Genomic DNA, 22,649 nt, shown 5'->3' with positions numbered 1-22,649 from the left:
CATTAGCTGAAAGTTTCTTTAGTTAAAAGCTTGGAAGTCGCCCTTGATGCAGCTTTTCTGAAAAAAAGTAAGAAAAGACGGTTAAAGGACCGTTATCCGAATTGAGTGTGCATAATAAACATGCAAATTAAGGTGGTACCACGGAGCTATCCTTCGCCCTTTTATAAAAAGGCGATAGGGGAAGCTCTTTTTTAATTGGAAAAGAGCACATAGGTGCATAAGGAGGAAATATAGATGGAAACGTCAGAAGAACAGTTAGCTGCAAAATATGATCCTAAACAAACAGAAGAAAAGTGGTATAAGACTTGGCGAGACAATGGCTATTTTAAAGCTGGTTCAGATCAAAAGAAAAAGCCCTATTCTATTGTTATCCCACCACCAAATGTCACAGGTAAATTACATCTTGGACATGCGTGGGATACAACGATGCAAGATTTGCTTATTCGTTTTAAACGAATGCAAGGTTATGATGCTTTATATCTTCCAGGAATGGATCATGCCGGTATCGCAACACAAGCGAAAGTTGATGCAAAATTAAGAGAGCAAGGCCTATCCAGATATGATCTTGGACGTGAAAAGTTTCTCGAGAAATCTTGGGAGTGGAAAGAAGAGTATGCCGATTTTATCCGTAAACAATGGGCCAAACTAGGCTTATCTCTCGACTACTCACGTGAGCGATTCACACTCGATGAAGGCTTATCTCATGCCGTAAAAGAGGTTTTCGTAACGTTATATAACAAAGGACTCATCTACCGCGGTGAGTACATTATTAACTGGGATCCTGCTACAAAAACAGCTTTGTCTGATATAGAAGTTATCTATAAAGATGTACCTGGACATCTTTATCATCTTGCTTATCCATTAAAAGATGGCTCAGGCCATATTGAAATTGCCACAACCCGACCAGAAACATTACTTGGTGATACGGCTATTGCAGTCCACCCTGATGATGATCGATATAAGGATTTGGTTGGAAAAACAGCTATTGTTCCATTCGTTAACCGTGAAATTCCCATTGTAGCGGATGATTACGTTGATATGTCGTTTGGTTCCGGGGCAGTTAAGATTACGCCAGCTCACGACCCTAATGACTTTGAAGTGGGCAACCGTCATAATCTTGAACGAATTCTCATTATGGATGAAGCAGGTGTCATGAATCAAAACGCAGGTAAATATCAGGGATTAGATCGTGATGCCTGTCGTAAACAAATCGTTAAAGATTTAAAAGAAGTAGGTATTTTGATTCGAATTGAAGATCATCTTCATTCAGTTGGACATTCCGAACGCAGTGGTGCGGTCGTTGAACCTTATTTGTCAACGCAATGGTTTGTTAAAATGGCTCCACTCGCTGAAGCTTCTTTGGATCTACAAAAAACAGATGAAGGTGTCAATTTTGTGCCAGAACGTTTTGAACAAACACATAGTCGCTGGATGGAGAATATTCGCGATTGGTGTATTTCAAGGCAGTTATGGTGGGGGCATCGGATTCCAGCTTGGTACCATAAACAAACAGGTGAAATCTATGTCGGACTTGAGGCACCGGAAAATACAAATGAATGGAAACAAGATGAAGATGTTTTAGACACTTGGTTTAGTTCCGCACTGTGGCCTTTCTCTACCATGGGTTGGCCAGACACAGAAAGTAGCGATTATAAGAGATATTTCCCAACCACTACGCTTGTCACAGGCTATGATATTATCTTTTTCTGGGTGGCTCGTATGATGTTCCAGTCAGTTGAATTTACTGGCAAACGCCCTTTCAAAGATGTCCTTATACATGGGCTTGTTAGGGATGCAGAAGGTCGTAAAATGAGTAAATCACTTGGAAATGGTATTGATCCGATGGATGTTATTGAACGTTATGGTGCTGACGCCCTTCGTTATACTCTCGCTACTGGGACAACACCGGGTCAAGATTTAAGGTTCCAATGGGAAAAAGTCGAAGCCAATTGGAATTTTGCAAACAAAATTTGGAATGCTGCAAGGTTTACCATCATGAATCTGGGTGATTTTAAATTTGAAGATATTGATCTTTCGGGTGAACTAAATGTCAGCGATAAATGGATTCTCGCTCGTTTGAATCAAACGATTACTAAAGTGACAGAACTCTATGAAACCTATGACTTTGGTGAGGCTGGACGTTACCTATATTCCTTCATTTGGGATGATTTTTGTGATTGGTATATTGAAATGGCCAAACTATCGCTCTATGGAGAGAATGAAACAGCCAAACAATCAACCAAATCTGTCTTGTCATTTGTTCTAGATCACATTTTAAAATTACTTCATCCAATTATGCCATTTGTGACTGAAGAAATTTGGCAGCACATTCCGCATGAAGGTGAAACGATCCTTCTTGCAAACTGGCCCGAAGTTAATCCCGACTTTGATAATGATGCAGCTATTCATGATATGACACTTATTCAAAGTATTATCCGATCAATCCGTAATATCCGTTCTGAAATGAATGTAGCACCAAGTAAACCAATTGATATCTACCTAAAAACAGCATCTGATCAAGAGCAAATCATTTTAAATAATAATCAAGCATTTATCGAACGTTTCTGTAATCCAGAAAAACTAACGATCGCAACGGAATTAGCTATACCAGAAAAATCAGTTTCTGCTATTGTGACAGGGGCTGAAATTTATCTGCCTCTTGAAGGGTTAATTAATTTAGACGAAGAAATTCAGCGCTTGAAAAAAGAATTAGAGAAATACCAATTTGAAGTTGAACGCGTTGAAAAGAAACTGGGTAATCCAGGGTTTGTGAATAAAGCACCACAAAAAGTGGTTGACGCTGAAAAAGCCAAACAGAAGGACTATCTTGATAAAAAATTAAAGGTAGAGGAACGAATTAAAGAATTGCAAAGCTAAAAATAATTTCAATAAAGGAAACTTCCATCAGTGGGAGGGCTACTGCCCGTTAAGGTGGGGTAAATACAATCTATGACGATGGTCGGATGATTTCTCATCCGCCATCGTTCATTTCATTATAGGAGGAGCCTCGTATGTTTCAATCAATTGATGAAACGTTAAACTGGATACATGAACGCCTACCTCATGGGATCAAGCCAGGTACAGAAAGAATGAAATGGGTGCTTGAAAAATTAGATCATCCAGAAAGAAAAATGAAAACGATCCATGTTGGAGGAACAAATGGAAAAGGTTCGACAGTTAGCTTTTTAAGACATATTTATCAAGCTGCTGGTTATAAGGTAGGGACTTTTATTTCGCCGTATATCACCTGTTTCAATGAACGGTTAATGATCAATGGTGACTACATATCTGATGAAGATCTCATCAAAGCGACTGATATAATTTATCCATATGTTCAAGAATTGGACCAAAGTGATTTAGGCGCTCCGACCGAATTTGAAGTGGTTACCATGATCAGCTTTGTTTACTTTGGTATCTTAAAGCCTTGTGATCTTGTCATATACGAAGTTGGGCTTGGTGGAAGACTTGACTCAACAAATGTCATTCATCCTCTTGTCTCTGTTATTACGAATGTGGGGATGGATCATATGGCTCAGTTAGGCCATACAATCGCTGAGATTGCTTATGAAAAAGCAGGTATCATCAAAGAAGGTGTAGCAGTAGTCACATCTGCTGAAGATGAAGAAGCCATTCAGGTTATTCAAGACAAAGCTTTTGAACAGAAAGCGGACCTTTTTTTAATAGGTAGAGAGTTTCGTACAGACAAAATCTCTCATTCTTATCTTGAAGAAATATTAACTTTCTATTCAAATCTTGGTGATTATCGTAATATTCGTATAAGGATGCGTGGTGAACATCAGATAAAAAATGCAAGTCTCGCACTTATGGTTGTCACCTATCTAAATTCGAAACATCACTTTTACGTTAATGAAGAGAATTTACGTCAAGGGATGCTAAATACTTCTTGGCCAGGGCGTTTTGAGATGATTTCGGAAAACCCGCTTATTCTCATAGATGGTGCACACAATATCCAAGGAACGGAAGCCCTAGTTAAAGCTCTTAAACGTTATTACAGTCATTATCGTATCCATACGATTTATTCAGCACTTAAAGACAAGCAATATCGTGACATGATTCATGATATTGAATCGGTGTCCGAATCCATCATTTTCACCACTTTTGATTATCCAAGAGCTGAAACTGCCGAACGTCTCTACCAATGTTCATCACATCCAGTTAAGTGTATTAACAACGATTGGAAAGCTAGTATTCAAGAAAGCGTTCAAAAGATAGAAAAAGGTTCGGTGCTTTTAATAACCGGTTCTCTTTACTTTATTTCTCAAGTCCGACAATTTATGAAATAGCCGAGAACATTCGTGACTTTAGTCAGGAGAGGTTCAGTAAGCAGAATATTGTCAAATAATAAGAGTCTATTCACAAAAAAGCCATCTTTTTCATTTTTATTATAAAAAAGACTTTATTAAACTATCAGTTTATTGCTAAAATAAGGAATAGGAGAAAAGGCGGGGTTTTAAAGTAGGAAGGGGCAAAAAGACTTGAGCAGGAAACTAAAAATAGGAATTTGGGTAACATGGTTAATCGTTATTATAACGATAATTCCTTTAATCTATCATTTCGAGCCACCACAATTTCATTACTCATTTTATTCGATGATAGGTATGTCCATTTTAATGATGTTATCATCAATTTCCTCTTTTCAAGTTAAGGGAATTAACATCATTTTGCTTGATGCAGTTTCTTTTGCTGCTCTTCTCATGTTTGGTTTATTTATAAACATTATTATTATGCAATTAGGTATATTCACCTACCTCATATCTAAACGCATGAGTAAAAAAGAACTTTACCGCATACCGCTGAATTCTATTATATTTCTGCTTGTGTGTCTTGTTTCGGGCTTAGTTTACGATGCTATAGGTGGAGAAATTGGCATCATAAAAAACTGGACCGGGCTGAATTTTGTACAAGCTCTTGTTTATTATGTAACCTCTTTTTTGACTAATCACATTTGTATTTACCTTTACCGGAAATGGATTCTAAAGGTCAATATGAAATTTATTGAGCAAGATACATTGTGGGAAATTTTGATAGTTGTATTGCAATTCCCGCTTTCCATCATCTTGTGTTTAATGTATGGTTTTATTGGTAAGTTGTCTATTATCATGATCTCTGTTCCTTTAGTTTCTCTTTCAGTCATTGTTCGTCTCATTAATGAAGCTTATAAGAATAATCATTTTTTACAACAAATAAGTCGGCTTGGTCAAAAATTATCTGAGCAATTATCTGTTAACCATATTCGAAAGACGTACTTCATGAATATTTTTGATATTTTTCCAGTCAACTTTGTATACCTTGTCACCTATGAAAATCCAAATGACCCTCAACTTGATTATGTTATGAACCGAGAACATAAACAACTTTTACCTAAAAAGTTTAATGGTCTAGAAGACATTAGTTATCTAGCCTATAAGCAAGGAAAAAGCCAACAAGGTAAAATCAAATTAGATAAAGGACATTTTCTTGATGAGTACACAGATTGGAAAGCGAAGTATTATTTAATCACACCCGTCATTCGAGATCAGCAAGTCATCGGCGTATTTACAGGTATATCTGAAAATCCCTTTCCTTCTTTTAGACAATGGAAAACTGGGACTGACATCATTTGCAGCATCTATGGGACAGCAGTTGCAAATGCTCTAAATTTCGAAAAAACTAAACAAGAAAGTGAACGATGCCCGCTCACGAATCTCTATAATTACAGATATTTCATGACCATCTTAGAGTATCGATTTCGTCAGAGAAGTATAGAAGATGCCCCTTTTTCACTGATCATGATTGATATTGATGACTTTAAAGCAATTAATGACACGTATGGACATGAAAATGGAAACATGGTTCTCAAAGGTGTAGCTAATATTCTAGAGTCTATAGTCGGTAATAAAGGGATAGCCGCACGTTATGGCGGAGAAGAATTTATTATTTTGTTGTTTGATCATGATCAAAAGGAATGTGCTTCGATTGCTGAAAATATCCGTCATCATCTATCATTGGAAGATTTTGTGATTTATAACGAAGAAGATGAATTTAATCATATGATAAAATTGACTGTAAGTATAGGATATGCTACAGCCCCTTCACAAGGGGAAGACGCTCTTGCGTTAATTCGTAATGCTGATCGTGCAATGTATTTAGGAGCCAAGCAGAAAGGTAAAAATCGAGTGGCACAATATATAGGATGATAAAGAAAACTTGCCGATTGGCCAGCCTAAAAGGCGCAGACAGAGGCCTAGAATGTGTCACTACGGCTCCGCCTTCGTGACAACTCGATGCTTAATCGAAGAAGATTATGCTAGTTGCACTTACACTTTATACCCTGAATTTTTATACTTTCTTAAAGCGAAAAAGCCCCTACTAAAATCAAGTTTAGTAGGGGCTTTTAGGACTATTGATAGGTTGTATGAGTTGTGGTGACAGTAAGAGTAGGTTTGGCGGTTGGGGTGGAAACTCCGCGTTTTAAAGGACCAAAAACGATTTTCCCGTGATTACTTGTTTTAGTTGTTACGTCGCCCTTAATAACAACGCCTTGATTAAAATAAACAGTGGATTTGTTGCTTTTGAGATCAAAGTCTCCATTTGAATAGACCGTTCGTGTAAAAGTCACTTCATCTTCCCATCCAGTCCCGTCGTTACTTCGAGCTATGGAATGGTTAATAAAGACATAACCTTCGAAATGATCTCCACCTCTATAATCCAGTGAACCACCTAAATAGAGGTTACCCATAGACGTTACCTTTCCATTGGTGTTTAAGTCACCATAAATCATCGTATTTTTCATAAAAGTTATATGGCTGTCCTTACCGAGGTCAATTTGCTGAGTCATTTTTACATGGCCATTAAACATTGCATCGACGTCTTTATTTAATTTTAAAGGCCCATTGATATACACATTTCCATGAATAGTTGTATCAGATGATAGTGTGACTTGACCGTCTACATATAGATCACCTTTGAATGTAGTCTTCCCATTTATGTTTAAATTGCCTTTGACGTATACACTTTTCTCGAAGGTCGTATCATGATTAATGTCTAATCCATCGGTAATATTAACGTTATTAGGAAAGTGGTCTTCAATGATATTTGGGTTGTTAATGGTCTGTGCCTGAGGTAAAGGATTCCCAGAAGGTAATGTTACTGGCATATTTTCAAATAGACTCTTAATAGGTGATACATCTATCGGCTGATGAGTTTCGCCGATGCATTCTGGAGCCCCATTTATAAAGACATTATCATTTTTCTTACAAGTCCAATTTCCATCAATAATGACACTCCCCTCCATGTATGGAAGTGACAGCCCCATATATTCTGGAGTCCTATTCGATAGATTACCGTCTGTACTTCCTTCAGAGCTCGTTTCTTGACCATATATAAAGGTTCTGTCTTGGGTAATACTCTTTTCAATACCTTGCACTTTCCCTGTACTTTTAATGGTCCAAGTGACCTTACTTCCAGCTGTTGTGACATTTTCAATTGAAACCTGATAGGATGGATGTCCTTGAAGGTCTGATAAATCACTTGAAAGTTGACTCGGTTTTTCTGTATGAAGCAAACTCAGAAATTGATTAAATGTTTCTGGCAACTGATGATTAATATCGTCTATTGTTTCTTCTATTTGAATGTTAAAAGCTTTGAGTCCCATTTCAGCGGCACTCGTTGCTTGAGTTTGTTCGATTTGATGTCCGACTTGTTTCGTATGATTGAAACTCATGGTGACAAGAGCCATTCCTAGTATGGAGAATACCATGAGGACAAGGAGAGTCATGAGAAGGGCTGAACCTTTTTCATTATGCCATTGAAGAAGTAATCGTCTCATTGTAATTCATCCTTCTGCTCAGTTTCCTTCCAAGGAAAATTTAGTGATGTGATTAAGTGAAACGTTTTGTCTTGGTCCTGTGAGTCTCTTGGTTTGACCGTATAGTTCATTTCAATTGTTGCGGTACTTTGATCGATTGTCTGCGGCGTACTCGTTCCACTATAAATAAAATCATCACCTGAAATAACGTCGGTCCGATTATTTCTTGTATATGTAATCATCAGTTTGCCGTCAGAAGTGGTCGATATATGAAAAGGGCGACTATTTTTATGATAGAAAGCGGTTTTTAGACGAGATAGGACAAGATCACTGTCTTGCTGGAGCATATTCGTCGTGACATTTCGTTGATATGACCGGATCCCCATTTGATAGAGCCCAAATATCAAAATGGAAATAACGGAAAAAAGGGTGAGAACGGCTAGTAACTCGACTAATGTCATTCCTTTATCGTTACGTTTCATAAATTAATCATATCCCTTAATTCTGCTTTGCAGTATAATAGTTATATAGTTCTACATAATTAGTATGGTTATAATATGATCTTACAACAAATATCGGCAAATGAGCGTTATTTGATGGCTCTAAAAGATAGGTATAGAGCTGATAAGTATGGTTGCCGATGACTTGTTCAGTATGATTGACGATACACTGATGACCAATAGGCGTCGATGTGGGTGAAGAGATTGACTGAGCAGGGCACCCTGGAGCTGACTGAGCGTATGTTATCTTCGAAATTTGATCTTGGGCGAGCTGGAGTGCCGTACTTTTCACTCCATTAAATGATGTAACACGACTGCCTTGAATAAAAAAAGAAGCAAAACTAATAAGAACAACCGAGAGTAGTGTGATCGCGGCAAGGATTTCAATTAAAGTCATACCTTTGTCGTTATAAGTCATATTGCATTACCTTTCGTATACCTACTTTTGTCTCAATTTTACTATGTTAATAGATTATTGAAAAGAAATAAATTATCGTTTTTCGTTTTAATTTGTAAGAGTATCAGGACTAGTATACTGATTGGATCTTCTTTATCACATTAATCATTGGAGGGTGCACGCATGGTCAGACAACACCGCCGTTTAGGAGATTTGCTTGTTGAGGCTGGATTAGTTAACCAAGAGCAGTTAACGTCTACTTTGGAACAAAAGAGACCGTCGCAAAAGTTGGGAAATGCCCTCATTGAACGTGGTTATCTTTCTGAGCAACAACTTCTCGAAATACTAGAAATTCAACTTGGAATACCTCAAGTCAGATTGTCAAATGTCATAATTGATCCACAAATAGTTAATTTAATTGACAAAGATTTTGCTAAGAGAAATGAAGTCTTGCCCATCGATCGAAAAGAAGATCGATTGCGAGTGGCTATGGCCAATCCTTTAGACTTTTACGCCATTAAGGATCTACAAATGATGACTGGTTTTAAAGTGGATGTCGTGCTTGCATTGCCTAGTGAGATAACAAAAACGATCAATCGTCTCTATGACGATGATAATCCAGTTGATGAACTGTTATCCTCTGTCCGAGTGAATGCAGCACCAGTCGATGACTTACCGATGGCAAATGGAATACAAGATGATTCACCTATTGTCAGGATAATTAACCAGATTCTACTTAGTGCGGTGGAACAACGTGCAAGTGACATTCATATTGATCCTTGTGAACATAGTATTAAGGTTCGATTACGTATTGATGGTGAACTCCAAATCTTTCGAACGTTTCCAAAAGAACTACTCAGTATCCTTACTACTCGAATAAAGGTCATGAGTCAACTTGACATAACAGAAAAACGTTTGCCGCAAGATGGCAGGGTAACGGTGAATATTGGAAAGAGACGGATTGATTTACGTATCTCGACACTCCCGACCTTATTTGGAGAAAAGATTGTTCTTAGGCTACTTAATACAGAAGATCTTCTATTAAAAATTCCAAATGTGGGATTCACGGAGAAACAAGCTATGCAGTTTGAAAAAATGATTTCACGGCCAACGGGTCTTATTTTAATCACGGGACCTACAGGATCCGGAAAAACGTCCACACTGTATGCTGCCTTAAATCATTTAAATACCGAAACGAAAAATATTATTACAATTGAAGATCCAGTAGAATATCAAATTGATGGAATTAATCAAATTCAAATGAATGCGAAAATCGGCTTAACGTTTGCACAAGGGTTACGGGCCATACTAAGGCAAGATCCCAATATTATCATGCTCGGTGAGATTCGAGACTCGGAAACGGCTGAAATTGCCATTCGTGCCTCGTTAACAGGCCATCTTATCCTAAGCACGTTGCACACAACGGATGTACCAACAACCATCTACAGGCTCATTGATATGGGGATTGATCCATTCCTTGTTGCGGCGGCTTTAAGCGGTGTGGTAGCTCAACGTCTGGTGAGACGAGTCTGCCGGGATTGTAGTGAGTCTTATTCACCAAATGCGGTAGAGAGAGCTTTATTTGAAAAGGCAGGTCTTACTTGTCCAGAAAAATTAACGAAGGGTGCCGGCTGTGAATCATGCCATCATACTGGATATATTGGTCGAACGGCTGTCCATGAAATGATTGAAATGACGGATTTAATCTCAGAACAACTTATTGAGAAACATACCTACAGCCATATTCAAAAGGTAATACGTGAAACAGGAACGCAAACAATGCTAGAAAATGGTTTGAGTAAGGTAAGTCAAGGCATGACGACATGTGATGAATTATTAAAAATTATGAGTTGATCGGGAGGTAAGATATATGATAAAACAATTGGAAGAGTGGCTTAGGACTGCTTGCGAACGTCAAGCATCTGATCTACATTTATCAATAGGTGTCTCTCCGATCATCCGAATTAATGGAGAGTTAATGCCGCTAGACGGACCAAGTATTAATCCACGAGATACAGAGTTATTGGTTCAAAGTATCTTAAATGATAAGCAATTTGATCAATTGGAACGCGATGGAGAAATTGATTTTTCGTACAGCATTCCTAAAGTATCACGATTTCGTGTGAATGCTTACCGGCAAAGATCTTGTTATAGTTTGGCTTTTCGTGTCATTCCAAGAGAGATTCCAACTCTTCAATCCCTTGAATTACCAAATGTATTAGAGACTCTCTGCCTAAGACCCCATGGTTTATTTTTAGTTACAGGTCCAACAGGCAGTGGGAAATCAACAACGCTTGCAGCGATCATTGATTATTTGAATCGGACCGTGAGCCGACATATTATTACACTTGAAGATCCTATTGAATATTTGCATAGCCATAACAAGTGTATTATTCAACAACGGGAAATAGGCAGTGACACCCACTCTTTCGCTTTTGGTTTACGGTCTGCTTTGCGTCAAGATCCAGACATCATTTTAGTCGGTGAAATGCGGGATTTAGAGACTGTACGAACGGCCCTTACAGCCGCTGAAACAGGTCACCTTGTCCTAGCAACGTTACATACGAATGACGCTGTTTCAACCATTGATCGTATTATTGATATCTTTCCTGCAGAACAGCAAGGTCAAATACGTGTTCAACTGGCATCAGAACTGGTAACGGTCGTTTCACAACGTTTGTTTCCGACTCCTGATCATAAGGGGCGACGTGCAGCCGTTGAACTGATGATCAATAATCAAGCGATTAGCCATTTAATACGTGAAAAGAAAATCTACCAAATTCCGAGTGTGCTCCAAGTGAACCGTGCCAAAGGGATGCAGACAATGTCTAACACAATTAAAGAAATGGTGATGAAACGTTTGATTGCATCGGAATCGATCGAGTCTCTCGTATAGAAACATGATACATATATGGCCAGAAAGCAAGGTGTAAAAATCATGCCATTTTATGAATATGTCGGAATGACATCTTCTGGAAAGCTTAAACGAGGAAGATTAGAGGCGGAAAATAGGCAACAAGCCAGTCAGCGTATTATTGACAAGGGATTAATTATTCAAGATGTTTCGGAGCGGAAGCCAAATCTCTTGATGAAAGATATTGAGATATTTCACCAGGTGAACTTACAAGAAAAAGTGATCTTTCTTCGCCAATTTGCCACGATTATTAAAGCTGGTGTTACAGTTGCCGAAACTTTGCAGATATTGGCAGATCAAGAAGCAAAAAATCGTTATTTCAAATCAATCATTAAAGATATGGGAGAAGAACTGGGAATGGGGCATGCTCTTTCTGATGCCTTTGAAAAATATCCGTCCGTTTTTAGTCCGATGATTGTGCAAATGATACGTGCAGGGGAATTAAGTGGACGTTTGGAAGAAAGTTTAGAGCATCTAGCTAGTTTCTATGAGAAGCAACATCAATCAAGACAAAAGCTGACCACAGCGATGATTTATCCTATCTTTGTATCAGCCATTTCCATTTTTGTTGTTGCCTTTCTTTTAATTTCTATTATTCCGATGTTCAGGAAAATGTTTAACGGTCTTCACGAACAAATGCCAACCATCACACAAATAACACTCTCAATCAGTAACTGGATGCGGCATGACTGGTATATTTGGCTAGGGTTTATTATCCTATTTATTTTTATAATTGTCATTTTATATAAAAATAAATCTAGTAAGTATTGGCTAGATAATGCTATAATAAAACTACCAATTATAGGTCATTTAGTCTATAAATCTGAACTATCCCGAGTGCTTTGGATGTTAAGTTTACTATTATCAAGTTCAGTTCCCGTTATAGACGCACTCAAATCAATTGAGAGAATTACCTCTAATCTAGCGATACAAAGAGCCATCAAAGGTTCCACCGACAGACTAGAATCAGGTGTTTCACTATCTGAGACATTTAAAAGCGAACCGATCTTTCCAGGGATCATCCATCACATGACAGCGATTGGTGAAAGAACAGGGACACTTGACGCCATGTTGGACAAGGTATCAAAGTACTATGAGGATGATGTTTCTCGTCTTCTTGAACGGATGAAAGCCCTCATAGAACCTGTATTAATGTTAGTCTTAGCTATTGTTGTTGGATTCATCGTGATGTCGATTGTCGTCCCGATGTTTCAAATATATCAAAATATGTAAGAAGAGGAGGACAAAATATGTTAAAAAAATTCATGAACAAAAAGAATCAAAAAGGTTTTACATTAGTTGAACTCTTAGCCGTTATTGTGATCTTAGCTGTTATTGCTGCTATTGCAGTGCCGAGTGTTGCTTCGATTATTAATAAGTCCAATAAAAAAGCTGCTGTGCAAGATGGGTTGGAGATGATTCATGCTGCTAAACTCTATGTTGCAGATAAAAATAAAACACCAGCTTCGGATAGTGGTACTTTATCAATAGGAAAAGGAGAATTAACGGAGTATCTAGATGATAGCTCTAGTAATCTACCTGATAACGCCAAAGTCACTGTCAAGTTTACAAATGGAGTGCCAAACTACTCTATTGTTGACAGCAAACTGCCACGAGATTTAAGTGATAAAACAGAAAAAGCTTTAATAGAATATAATAAACAATAATATGATGATCTTAATAGACATCTATATTCTTATTCTCGGCCTTTGCCTCGGCTCATTTTATAATGTAGTTGGGCTCCGTGTCCTTGAGGGTGAGTCTCTTATTTCGCCGCCATCGCACTGCCCGTCGTGCGGTAGGCGGCTTTCTTTTATTGATTTAGTCCCGGTCTTTTCTTATGCATTATTGCGCGGGAAATGTCGAACATGCCATAGTCGAATTTCCCCATTGTACCCGTTCGTTGAAGCCAGCACAGGGATTCTTTTTTTACTAGCTTTTCTTTTTGCACCTTCTTTATCGGATATGGTTGTTGGCTGGTTACTCATATCGATTCTGATGATTATTCTTGTCACAGATATCAATAAAATGATGATCCCTGATAAAATCATGGTGTTCTTTTTCATTCTCTTTTTCATTTTCCGATGTTTTGTAAGACTTGAGCCGTGGTGGGATTCGCTTCTTGGTATGGGGGTTGGATTCGGACTACTCATGCTTATTTTCCTTGTGAGCCGCGGGAAGGGAATGGGAGGTGGCGATATCAATCTTTTCGCTGTAATGGGGCTATTAGTAGGAACGAAAATGATCTTACTCGGGTTCTTTTTTTCAACTTTTTATGGTGCATTGATTGGTATGATTGGAATGGCGTTAGGTAAATTTAAACGAAATAAGCCACTACCATTTGGCCCGTTTATTGCTTTAGGGATGCTCACGGCCTATTTCTTTGGAGAAACACTTCTCGATCTATATTTAGACCTATTTTTGTGGTAATTTGTTGGGCAGTTTTAGAAAAAATGATTCAAAAAACGAATGTTTATGAAATAGCCGAGAACACTCGTGACTTTAGTCATGTGTGGTTCAGGATGATATTAATTATTAATGCGAGGATGGGTTGAAATGCTTCATAGATTAACAACTCTATTTCAATCACAAGTGGTTATTGGCCTAGTCTTTTCCGATGAATCGATAAGACTCGTTGTCATGAAAAAAAAGCAAACAAAGCTGTCACTCATACATTACCATGACATTTCTCTTGAGCAAGGTTTGATTGAAGGTGGAAAAGTCATAGATTTGTCCGCTTGTAAATCAAGATTAAAAGAAGCTGTACGCTCACTTAAAATCAGAGGGAAAAAAGTCGTGTTTGCTGTACCGGATGACCTAGTGAGTTTGCGCGTGATGACTCTGCCTGGACAAATGACGGACGGAGATATCCAAAATTATCTTTTTATTGAAGTTGGTCATAAGGTTCAAGTCCCCTTTGAAAATTCAGTGTTTAATTTTCATGTATTGAATCGTGATGTCGTTCAAACAAAGATCCTTCTTGTTGCTAGTGATAAAGACTCGGTGGAAATATTTCGTAATTTAATAAACGATTCGGGCTTAAGAGCGATTGTCGCAGAGATTAACGCAATAGGTTTTACACGTTATGCCAACTTCCTCAATAAAATGAAAGATAAGACTCAACGAATGGCCATTCAACTTGATAAAAACAGAGCAAGCGTTTATATCTATGATCAGGGCATCCCGCTTTTTATGCATCAGATTCCAATAGAAAAAGAGGGTGACGTAGACTCGACAGAGGAAGATTTAGCTATTTTTAATGTTGCGACGGAAATTGATCGAGTCTTAAATTTCTATCAATTTACGATTCAAGAAGGAGAGCAACAAGTTTCTCAAATCGATGTCTTTGGCAACCATCCAAATCGAAAAGCTTACGTCGATGTTTTAAAGAGTGTCATCCAAATTCCAGTAACGAATTATAAAGGTCAAGTGTATGTTGAATTTCTTGATTCTAATTTACCAAGTTATTATCTTACATCGCTAGGTTTAGCGTTAAAGCAGGTACAATCATGATTGATATTAATTTATTACCTTATGAAAAGAAGTCTCCAAGAGGCTATAGATATTTTGTTTTTGGATTTATGATTTTTTGCCTAATAACAGCGGCAGGATTAGGTTTTTATACATGGAAATTAAACCACAAATTGTTAGAAGCAAATAGCGAGTTATCTTCTATTAAAGCATCTGCACTAGAGCCGTCTTCAATCGGATCCGAAGAAGTTACGCCAGAATCTGCGCTTATGACATTAGAGCAAAATCGAACTCGTTTGTATTCGAGCCTTGTCGCTTTAGATAAACCGTTGCCTAAAGGGAGTACCATTGATTTTATTTCTTATGACGAAACAAAAGTTCTTTTGAATTATACTGTTGATCATTTTGATAATATGAAGGTGTATATTGATCAGCTAAGAAAGGCATCTTTTGAAAATATTGTGATGAAACAAACGGTGAATACAAAGCCTAATCAAGATGGAACTTATTCTGTGCAAATCGAGCTGACACTACCGAAGAGTAAGGAGCAGTAGAACATGAGACAAACGATTATGGTCACTATAGCAGCAATATGTATCGTCATCTTTGGTTTTGTCCTTTTCTACTTTAAATATTTAATACCGATGCAAGATGATTTAGCTTACACAAAGTCAACATTAAATCATTATCACGAATTATCAAAAGAAAAACCTTCTAAACAAAAGAACCATCTATCGTCGAATAAGGCACTCCCTTCCTCACCTGATGTCGAAACATTTTTCGTAGATGTCCATCGCATCGCGAGTGCAAATCAGATCGGGATTCTATCGATTATAAAAAACGATCAGGAATCAAGCTCTAGTATACCGTCCCATGTGACCCAGGACACATATACCTTAACGATTCAAGCTAAGAACAAACAAAACATAAAAGATTTTATCCATGATCTGGAGAATTTAAAACGTGAATTTTCAATCAATAAATTAGAAATTAGTGGATGGTCAAGTGGGAATGTACAGGCAATATGTCATCTATCTCTATATTCATTTAAAAAGTAGATTAAAAACAAAAAGTGTAAAACTTTGACGAAAAGAATTATGGACAAGACGACAAAAGTCTTGTCTTTTTTTTGTCTATTTATGATATTCTTCGTTATAAAATGAAGATGTCATTGTACGGACTTGTTTGATCAACATTAAAATTCTGGTTAATAGTTAGATTTCCTTATTTAAATCATCCTATCTAAAGTTTGAAAGACCATTGATAGGTTAAGGTCAATCCGATACGAGATGACTTATGATAAATCATGATTCTGGGAAGAGTCTCTTCGATATTACGAGATTTGTGAAGATTTTTCGAGATTTAGAAACGAATTGCAAATAACAGAAAGGATGGTTCATTCATGACTTTCGATAAAGATAAAAAAAGATCGGATATTACCATTTTGATCAATGGAAAAGAACATGACATGGTTGATTGGGTCAATTCGGAAACAGCGGCCACACAGTCTGAAAAAACATTGAATTGGCGAGAGTCTTTTAAGGAAGATCAAGATGCTTATAAAGGGAAAGAAAAAGAGCCTTTTGCGACCAGTCACGAATTTAACCAACATTATCAATTAAATAAGAAAAAAAGAAAGTCATTAACCAAACGAAAAAAGGTTTATAATGGGTATGCACACAAAAAGAAAAATATAATGAATTCACCTTCAATTTCAATACATTCATGGATTCCTATTTTTGCTGCCGTCATTGTAGGTCTTGGTCTAGGCTTCTCTTTACTCTTGTATTTTTCAAGTCAACAAGATGCTTCAAAAAAAGCGCTGGAGGCACAAACTGTAAATGGGACGCCAAATTCTAACGAAGCACAAGCAGCTTCAAAAACCTATGATTTGAACCAAGAGTTGTATGTCATCCAAGCGGGTGTTTTTAGTGATTCAGCTCAAGCAAATAAAAAAATCAAACAATTAAATAGGAAGAAAGTATCTGCAGCCCCATTTGAAAATAACAGACAATATTCCGTCATGATACAAATGTCAACGAATCAGAAACAGAATGATCAACTAGCCAAACTATACAAGAAAAAGCATATCTCTATTTATACGAAATCGTTCACCATTAAAAATAACAATTCAACTTTGTTAAAAAGTAACTCTGTTGCATCTTTCATGTACTCAGGAAAAGGATTAGTGCAGCAACTTATGTCTGTTATTCAAACCATGAGGCTTTCTGGTGGGAAGACAGACGTATCACAAAAAGTAAAGAAAATAACAGTTTCAAAAGTGAAGTGGGAACTTCCGTCATCTGCCAAACTTAAAACCATGTCATCCCAAAATCAGCAGGATATAAAATCTTTTTATAACAATTTGACCAACGCGATCATACAAGTTAACGCACTAAAGGATGACTGGAATGATCAAAGGGGTTATCAATGTGAGCAAAATATCATTCAAGCTTTGTCAAAATATGAAAGAATTTTGAATGAAAGCTAAATAATCAAGTTTTCTTTAAAATTTGTGTGCTTTTTAAAATTTTAGTTCATAAAAGCTTTATTCATGTCGAAAATATAATTGATATCTCGAAAATTGTTTGATTATCGATGCATTTATCATACTTTTGTTAAGTTGCCATCCTTCATTACCTTATCCTATGCTATTTGGAAAGACTAACGGTCATTTTATTATGTTAAGTCAATGATCTAAACAGCCGTTGATGGAGGAGGATGGATATTATGCAAGATCATATGATGATTCGAGACGTTCCTAAAGAGGAAAGGCCAAGAGAAAGACTCATACGGGATGGTGCGGAATCACTGTCTAATACGGAACTATTGGCGATTGTTTTAAGAATAGGTTCAAAGCACGAATCGGTTCTGCAACTATCTCAAAGGATTATGTGTCATTTTGAAGGTCTTGCCTATTTGAAAAATGCCTCAGTTCAAGAATTACAAAAGGTAAAAGGAGTCGGCCAGGCTAAGGCTGTTCAAATCCTTGCATCCCTTGAACTTGGCAGAAGAATGTTTCAAGAAAAAAACAATGAACGATTTACGATTCGTTCGCCTGAAGATGGGGCAAACTATGTCATGGAAGACATGCGTTTCCTAACTCAAGAACATTTTGTATGCTTATATTTGAATACGAAAAATCAAGTTCTTCATCGAAAAACAATCTTCATTGGAAGTCTTAACGCGTCTATTGTTCATCCACGGGAAGTATTTAAGGAGGCTTTTCGTAGATCGGCTGCATCTTTGATCTGTTTCCATAATCATCCAAGTGGTGATCCGGCGCCAAGTCAAGAAGATATTGTTGTTACAAAAAGACTTGTAGAATGTGGTAAGATGATAGGAATTGATGTTCTTGATCATATCATCATTGGTGATAAACGGTTTGTTAGTTTAAAAGAAAAAGGTATATTTTAGCCCTGTTTTTTTATAAAATATTAGTCTATAATTATAATTATGAGCTTTATAACGGTTGTCAAAAAGTACTAATACTTTTTAACAAGCTCTTATAGCATGAAGGGAGATTACATAGATGTTTGGCGGATTTTCTAGAGATATGGGAATCGACCTCGGTACGGCGAATACCCTAGTATATGTTAAAGGAAAGGGTGTAGTTGTTCGAGAACCATCCGTTGTGGCGCTCAGAACGGACACTGGAACAATTGAGGCAGTAGGTAACCCAGCGAAGAACATGATCGGAAGAACACCAGGAAATATTGTTGCAGTACGTCCAATGAAAGACGGCGTCATCGCTGACTTTGAAACAACGGCAACTATGATGAAGTATTTTATCAATGAGGCACAAAAAAAGCGATCCTATTTCTCACGCAAACCGAATGTTATGGTTTGTGTACCCTCCGGTATTACAGCAGTAGAAAAACGAGCAGTTGAGGACGCAACTAAACAAGCGGGTGCGAAAGAAGCCTATACAATTGAAGAACCCTTTGCTGCAGCCGTAGGTGCTGATTTACCGGTATGGGAACCGACAGGGAGCATGGTTGTTGATATTGGTGGAGGTACGACCGAAGTGGCAATCATTTCTCTTGGTGGAATTGTCACATGTCAATCGATTCGTATTGCCGGAGATGATATGGATGAACATATCATACAGTTTGTAAAGAAAAACTATAATTTAATGATTGGTGAACGTACGGCTGAAGCCCTTAAACTTCAAATTGGTTCCGCAGGCCCAACAGACGATGACGAGGATATGGAAATTAGAGGGCGAGATCTTCTGACGGGTCTACCTAAAACGATTAACATAACAGCCAAAGAAGTAGCTTCGGCTTTATCTGACACGGTGGGGCAAATTGTAGAAGCTGTTAAAACAACACTTGAAAATACACCACCGGAACTTGCTGCAGATATTATGGACCGTGGAATTGTGTTAACCGGCGGCGGTGCTCTTTTGAAAAATCTTGATCGTGTATTGAGCGAAGAAACTAAAATGCCAGTTATCGTTGCGGATAACCCAATGGACTGTGTAGCCATTGGAACTGGTAAATCATTAGAAAATTTACATTTATTTAGATCAAAAGTAGGAATCTCTTCGACAAGAAAAAAGTAAAGTGAATAAGAAGTAGGTGTCTCTATTGCCTTCATTTTTTTCAAATAAAAGGCTTATTGTTCTTCTAGCTAGTATAATTGTACTGGGTGCACTCATCGGATATTCTATAAAAGAAAGAAAACAGATGTCATGGCCTGAACAATTTGCACACGATACAGTTGGACTGTTTCAATATATCTTTAATAGACCCGCTCATTATGTAGCGGGTTTCTTTGGGACTATCCAAGATATTGAAAATACGTATAAAGAAAATAAAGCTCTCAAGGAAAGTTTAAGTGACTATGCACGAGTGAAACAGGAAAATCGAGATTTAAAACATGATTATCAAGACTTAAAAAAACAAATGAATTTAAGTAATATGCCAGAACTTTCGGATTTCAAAAAGCTACATGCGCTTGTTATCGGTCGCTCCAATGATGGTTGGAATCAAGTTGTTATCGTAGATAAAGGTGAGAATGATGGGATAAAGTCAGATATGGCTGTGGTTACCTCAGATGGTTTGGTCGGAAAAATAGGAAAAGTAAGTAAATTTACGAGTGAAGTGATTTTACTTACCAATATGGAACAACAAAATCAGATTTCTGCTATGAGCAATCACGTTTATGGTATGGTTGAAGGCTATGACAGCAAACATGGAACTCTTTTATTTCAAAAGATTCCGATCAAATCGAAAGTGAAAAAAGGACAAATTGTTACGACATCTGGATATAGTCAGTTATTCCCAAGTGGACTCCCAATAGGGAAAATCACCCGCATAACAACGGATCCATATGGATTAACTAAAATTGCACAAGTTCAACCCTCTGCAAACTTTAACGACCTAAATCATGTCGTGATTGTCGAAAGGTCCGCTCGTTCAGCAGCGACCGATTCGGGGAATAAATAAATGAAACACTTAAAATTATTTCTTGTCCTTTTTTTGTTGTTAATCATTGAAGGATCTGTTATGCCTGTGTTTTTGCCAGATTTTCAGTGGAAACCTATTCAAATGGTTCCCGTCTTTGTCTTTATTTTTATCCTGTTTATTTCATTTTTCTTAAGCCGTAACCTTAGCCTGTTGTATGCTATTGTATTTGGTTTTCTTACAGACATGGTTTATACATCTATTCTAGGTGTCTATGCTTTCTGTATGGGACTAACGGCTTATCTTTTCAGTTACTTAGCAAGATTATTCCATTTGAATCTCTTTATTATTTTAATTTTAACTTTACTTGGAATAAGTGTTTTTCAATTTGAAGTCTATATGATCTATTCGCTCATAGGCGTGACGAATCAATCATTTACAGATTTTTTAAAGTGGCGTCTTCCAGCAACTCTTTTGCTGAATGGGGTTTTTATCATCCTCTTTTATTATCCATTTCAGCGACTTTTGCTTAAAATTGATAAATCAAGCGACTAAAAAAGAAGGATTTTATGTGCATATTGTTGAATATATCTTTTTGAGGTGAACGGATCTTATGTCAAAGACACAGCCTTTTGTGACGATTAAAGGGAAAAAAGACGGTTTAATACTAGAGTTAGATGAAAATTGTGCTTATGATCGGTTAGTTCATGAGCTAAAAGAAAAACTAGTAAACAACCAAAAACCGTATCAAGACGGTCCGCTTATCTCTGTCAAAGTACAAACAGGCCATCGCTACTTGTCTCAAAAACAAAAAAAAGAAATAACGGAAATTATACGTTCACAAGATAAACTTTTTGTGGCATCTATAGAATCAGATGTCATGACAAAAGCTGAGTGTGAGGAAAAACTTGCAAAAAGTAAGATGATGACTATGCATCGTATCGTCCGTTCTGGTCAAATTCTTGAAGTGGAAGGCAATCTTCTGCTTTTTGGAGATGTTAACCCAGGTGGGCAGGTTATTGCAACTGGGAATATCTATATAATGGGAGTTTTACGAGGTGTTGCACATGCCGGTGTTAATTCCGAGAGATCAGCGATCATTGCTGCATCCGTAATGAGGCCAACTCAATTACGTATTGATGATGTTATTAGTCGTTCAGACGATAATCAAGAATTAGATAAAAGAGATCATACCATGGAGTATGCTTTTATTGATTCCTCACTTAATCAAATTGTCATTGACCGTATTCAGTCACTATCAAAGAAAAATTTTGCGTTTATGTGGCAATAATTACGAGAGGGGTGTTTTGACTCATGGGGGAAGCGATTGTTGTAACTTCAGGAAAAGGCGGCGTTGGTAAAACAACAACAACAGCCAACTTGGGGACAGTTCTTGCACTTCAAGGAAAAAAAGTTTGTCTTGTCGATACAGATATTGGACTTCGCAACTTAGACGTTGTTATGGGACTTGAAAATCGAATTATATATGACCTTGTAGATGTAGCTCAAGGACGTTGTAAATTGAATCAAGCCTTAATTAAGGACAAACGATTTGAAGATTTAAGTTTACTTCCAGCGGCTCAGACAAGTGATAAGACCGCTGTTGATCAAAAACAAATGAAGTGGATGATAGAAGAATTAAAACGGGATTACGACTATGTCATCATTGATTGCCCGGCCGGGATTGAATCTGGATTTAAAAATGCGATTGCCGGGGCAGATCACGCCATCGTCGTTACCACACCCGAGATTTCATCCGTTCGTGACGCGGATCGGATTGTTGGTTTATTAGAACAAGAAAAGAACATTTCTTCACCACGATTGATCATTAATCGCATTAGAAGTCACATGGTCAAAACTGGAGATATGTTAGAGGTTGATGAGATTATCAATATTCTTGCTATTGATCTCTTAGGTATTGTCATTGATGATGATGCTGTCATTTCAGCAACAAATAAGGGAGAACCGGTTGCCCTACACCCTTCATCAAAATCTTCTTTAGCTTATCGCAACATTGGTCGAAGAATTCTAGGTGAAACAGTTCCGTTATTAACGATTGATGACAAACCTGGTTTTTTTAAAAAAGTAAAACAATTATTAGGCATGCGGTAATCATATATTGATTAAGGATTGTTTATACCACTAGATT

21 protein-coding genes and 1 other annotated feature (1 of these 22 running past the window's edge) are annotated in these 22,649 nt (G+C 37.3%); of the genes, 18 read left to right on the top strand and 3 right to left on the bottom strand.

Going from position 1 to position 22,649, the window contains the following annotated elements; translation table 11 throughout:
- Positions 1–164, top strand: a binding site (T-box leader) (it extends 57 nt beyond the left edge of the window).
- Positions 165–234: 70 nt separating this feature from the next.
- From FG390_RS05665 to FG390_RS05655, 3 genes are all read left to right on the top strand, one after another.
- Complete coding sequence (locus tag FG390_RS05665; RefSeq protein ID WP_141190069.1) at positions 235–2,877, top strand: valine--tRNA ligase; 2,643 nt, start codon at positions 235–237, stop codon at positions 2,875–2,877.
- Between the two features lie 134 nt (positions 2,878–3,011).
- Entirely contained in the window at positions 3,012–4,304 is a 1,293-nt protein-coding gene (locus FG390_RS05660) for a bifunctional folylpolyglutamate synthase/dihydrofolate synthase (RefSeq protein ID WP_141190068.1), read from the top strand.
- A gap of 192 nt (positions 4,305–4,496) precedes the next feature.
- Positions 4,497–6,197 carry a sensor domain-containing diguanylate cyclase gene (locus FG390_RS05655; protein ID WP_141190067.1) on the top strand — a complete coding sequence of 567 codons (1,701 nt, stop codon included), beginning with the start codon at positions 4,497–4,499 and terminating at the stop codon, positions 6,195–6,197.
- Between the two features lie 203 nt (positions 6,198–6,400).
- Here FG390_RS05655 and FG390_RS05650 read toward each other — a convergent pair whose 3' ends face one another.
- The 3 genes from FG390_RS05650 to FG390_RS05640 are packed head-to-tail and all read right to left on the bottom strand — an operon-like array spanning position 6,401 to position 8,725.
- Positions 6,401–7,828, bottom strand: coding sequence for a bactofilin family protein (locus FG390_RS05650; RefSeq protein ID WP_141190066.1), 1,428 nt, complete (start codon positions 7,826–7,828; stop codon positions 6,401–6,403).
- Positions 7,825–8,289, bottom strand: a complete 465-nt coding sequence (locus FG390_RS05645; protein ID WP_141190065.1) for a PulJ/GspJ family protein — start codon at positions 8,287–8,289, stop codon at positions 7,825–7,827. The genes FG390_RS05650 and FG390_RS05645 overlap by 4 nt, the downstream gene beginning before the upstream one ends.
- A gap of 16 nt (positions 8,290–8,305) precedes the next feature.
- Positions 8,306–8,725, bottom strand: a complete 420-nt coding sequence (locus FG390_RS05640; RefSeq protein ID WP_141190064.1) for a type IV pilus modification PilV family protein — start codon at positions 8,723–8,725, stop codon at positions 8,306–8,308.
- Between the two features lie 162 nt (positions 8,726–8,887).
- Here FG390_RS05640 and FG390_RS05635 point away from each other — a divergent pair, with 162 nt between their 5' ends.
- From FG390_RS05635 to minD, 15 genes are all read left to right on the top strand, one after another.
- Positions 8,888–10,558 carry a GspE/PulE family protein gene (locus tag FG390_RS05635; RefSeq protein WP_141190063.1) on the top strand — a complete coding sequence of 557 codons (1,671 nt, stop codon included), beginning with the start codon at positions 8,888–8,890 and terminating at the stop codon, positions 10,556–10,558.
- A 16-nt stretch (positions 10,559–10,574) separates the two neighbouring features.
- Positions 10,575–11,600 (top strand): type IV pilus twitching motility protein PilT, encoded by a 1,026-nt coding sequence (locus FG390_RS05630; protein ID WP_141190062.1) that lies wholly within the window; start codon positions 10,575–10,577, stop codon positions 11,598–11,600.
- Between the two features lie 42 nt (positions 11,601–11,642).
- Positions 11,643–12,851 carry a type II secretion system F family protein gene (locus FG390_RS05625; RefSeq protein ID WP_141190061.1) on the top strand — a complete coding sequence of 403 codons (1,209 nt, stop codon included), beginning with the start codon at positions 11,643–11,645 and terminating at the stop codon, positions 12,849–12,851.
- Positions 12,852–12,868: 17 nt separating this feature from the next.
- Positions 12,869–13,285: a pilin gene (locus FG390_RS05620; protein WP_141190060.1), complete on the top strand. Its 417-nt coding sequence runs from the start codon at positions 12,869–12,871 to the stop codon at positions 13,283–13,285.
- Position 13,286: 1 nt separating this feature from the next.
- Positions 13,287–14,048, top strand: a complete 762-nt coding sequence (locus tag FG390_RS05615) for a prepilin peptidase (protein WP_141190059.1) — start codon at positions 13,287–13,289, stop codon at positions 14,046–14,048.
- A 126-nt stretch (positions 14,049–14,174) separates the two neighbouring features.
- On the top strand, positions 14,175–15,131 hold the full coding sequence (gene pilM / locus FG390_RS05610; protein WP_181406391.1) for a type IV pilus biogenesis protein PilM: 957 nt from the start codon (positions 14,175–14,177) through the stop codon (positions 15,129–15,131).
- Positions 15,128–15,643, top strand: a complete 516-nt coding sequence (locus FG390_RS05605; RefSeq protein WP_141190057.1) for a PilN domain-containing protein — start codon at positions 15,128–15,130, stop codon at positions 15,641–15,643. The genes pilM and FG390_RS05605 overlap by 4 nt, the downstream gene beginning before the upstream one ends.
- Before the next feature lie 3 nt (positions 15,644–15,646).
- Entirely contained in the window at positions 15,647–16,147 is a 501-nt protein-coding gene (locus FG390_RS05600; protein ID WP_141190056.1) for a hypothetical protein, read from the top strand.
- 344 nt (positions 16,148–16,491) lie between these two features.
- Positions 16,492–17,580 (top strand): SPOR domain-containing protein, encoded by a 1,089-nt coding sequence (locus tag FG390_RS05595; RefSeq protein ID WP_141190055.1) that lies wholly within the window; start codon positions 16,492–16,494, stop codon positions 17,578–17,580.
- Between the two features lie 239 nt (positions 17,581–17,819).
- Positions 17,820–18,506, top strand: coding sequence for a RadC family protein (radC, locus tag FG390_RS05590; RefSeq protein WP_246092713.1), 687 nt, complete (start codon positions 17,820–17,822; stop codon positions 18,504–18,506).
- A gap of 115 nt (positions 18,507–18,621) precedes the next feature.
- Positions 18,622–19,656 carry a rod shape-determining protein gene (locus FG390_RS05585; protein ID WP_141190054.1) on the top strand — a complete coding sequence of 345 codons (1,035 nt, stop codon included), beginning with the start codon at positions 18,622–18,624 and terminating at the stop codon, positions 19,654–19,656.
- 25 nt (positions 19,657–19,681) lie between these two features.
- Positions 19,682–20,542 (top strand): rod shape-determining protein MreC, encoded by an 861-nt coding sequence (gene mreC, locus FG390_RS05580; protein ID WP_141190053.1) that lies wholly within the window; start codon positions 19,682–19,684, stop codon positions 20,540–20,542.
- Positions 20,543–21,055 (top strand): rod shape-determining protein MreD, encoded by a 513-nt coding sequence (mreD, locus tag FG390_RS05575; RefSeq protein WP_141190052.1) that lies wholly within the window; start codon positions 20,543–20,545, stop codon positions 21,053–21,055. It abuts the gene before it with no gap.
- A gap of 58 nt (positions 21,056–21,113) precedes the next feature.
- Entirely contained in the window at positions 21,114–21,791 is a 678-nt protein-coding gene (gene minC, locus FG390_RS05570) for a septum site-determining protein MinC (RefSeq protein ID WP_141190051.1), read from the top strand.
- Positions 21,792–21,814: 23 nt separating this feature from the next.
- Positions 21,815–22,612, top strand: coding sequence for a septum site-determining protein MinD (gene minD / locus FG390_RS05565; RefSeq protein ID WP_141190050.1), 798 nt, complete (start codon positions 21,815–21,817; stop codon positions 22,610–22,612).
- The last annotated feature ends 37 nt before the right edge of the window (positions 22,613–22,649 follow it).

It is taken from the genome of Terrilactibacillus laevilacticus (genome assembly GCF_006517395.1).
Classification (GTDB): Bacteria; Bacillota; Bacilli; order Bacillales; family Sporolactobacillaceae; genus Terrilactibacillus; species Terrilactibacillus laevilacticus.
This window is presented reverse-complemented; position numbering and strand designations above follow the sequence as displayed.

Bases quoted from the DNA above. Each gene is read 5' to 3' on its own strand.
- FG390_RS05640 (WP_141190064.1), bottom strand. From the start codon at position 8,725: ATGACTTATAACGACAAAGGTATGACTTTAATTGAAATCCTTGCCGCG.
- FG390_RS05645 (WP_141190065.1), bottom strand. From the start codon at position 8,289: ATGAAACGTAACGATAAAGGAATGACATTAGTCGAGTTACTAGCCGTT.
- FG390_RS05625 (WP_141190061.1), top strand. From the start codon at position 11,643: ATGCCATTTTATGAATATGTCGGAATGACATCTTCTGGAAAGCTTAAA.
- mreD (WP_141190052.1), top strand. From the start codon at position 20,543: ATGAAACACTTAAAATTATTTCTTGTCCTTTTTTTGTTGTTAATCATT.
- minC (WP_141190051.1), top strand. From the start codon at position 21,114: ATGTCAAAGACACAGCCTTTTGTGACGATTAAAGGGAAAAAAGACGGT.
- pilM (WP_181406391.1), top strand. From the start codon at position 14,175: ATGCTTCATAGATTAACAACTCTATTTCAATCACAAGTGGTTATTGGC.
- FG390_RS05595 (WP_141190055.1), top strand. From the start codon at position 16,492: ATGACTTTCGATAAAGATAAAAAAAGATCGGATATTACCATTTTGATC.
- FG390_RS05620 (WP_141190060.1), top strand. From the start codon at position 12,869: ATGTTAAAAAAATTCATGAACAAAAAGAATCAAAAAGGTTTTACATTA.
- FG390_RS05635 (WP_141190063.1), top strand. From the start codon at position 8,888: ATGGTCAGACAACACCGCCGTTTAGGAGATTTGCTTGTTGAGGCTGGA.
- FG390_RS05585 (WP_141190054.1), top strand. From the start codon at position 18,622: ATGTTTGGCGGATTTTCTAGAGATATGGGAATCGACCTCGGTACGGCG.
- FG390_RS05615 (WP_141190059.1), top strand. From the start codon at position 13,287: ATGATGATCTTAATAGACATCTATATTCTTATTCTCGGCCTTTGCCTC.
- minD (WP_141190050.1), top strand. From the start codon at position 21,815: ATGGGGGAAGCGATTGTTGTAACTTCAGGAAAAGGCGGCGTTGGTAAA.
- FG390_RS05605 (WP_141190057.1), top strand. From the start codon at position 15,128: ATGATTGATATTAATTTATTACCTTATGAAAAGAAGTCTCCAAGAGGC.
- FG390_RS05630 (WP_141190062.1), top strand. From the start codon at position 10,575: ATGATAAAACAATTGGAAGAGTGGCTTAGGACTGCTTGCGAACGTCAA.
- FG390_RS05660 (WP_141190068.1), top strand. From the start codon at position 3,012: ATGTTTCAATCAATTGATGAAACGTTAAACTGGATACATGAACGCCTA.
- FG390_RS05665 (WP_141190069.1), top strand. From the start codon at position 235: ATGGAAACGTCAGAAGAACAGTTAGCTGCAAAATATGATCCTAAACAA.
- radC (WP_246092713.1), top strand. From the start codon at position 17,820: ATGCAAGATCATATGATGATTCGAGACGTTCCTAAAGAGGAAAGGCCA.
- FG390_RS05650 (WP_141190066.1), bottom strand. From the start codon at position 7,828: ATGAGACGATTACTTCTTCAATGGCATAATGAAAAAGGTTCAGCCCTT.
- FG390_RS05600 (WP_141190056.1), top strand. From the start codon at position 15,647: ATGAGACAAACGATTATGGTCACTATAGCAGCAATATGTATCGTCATC.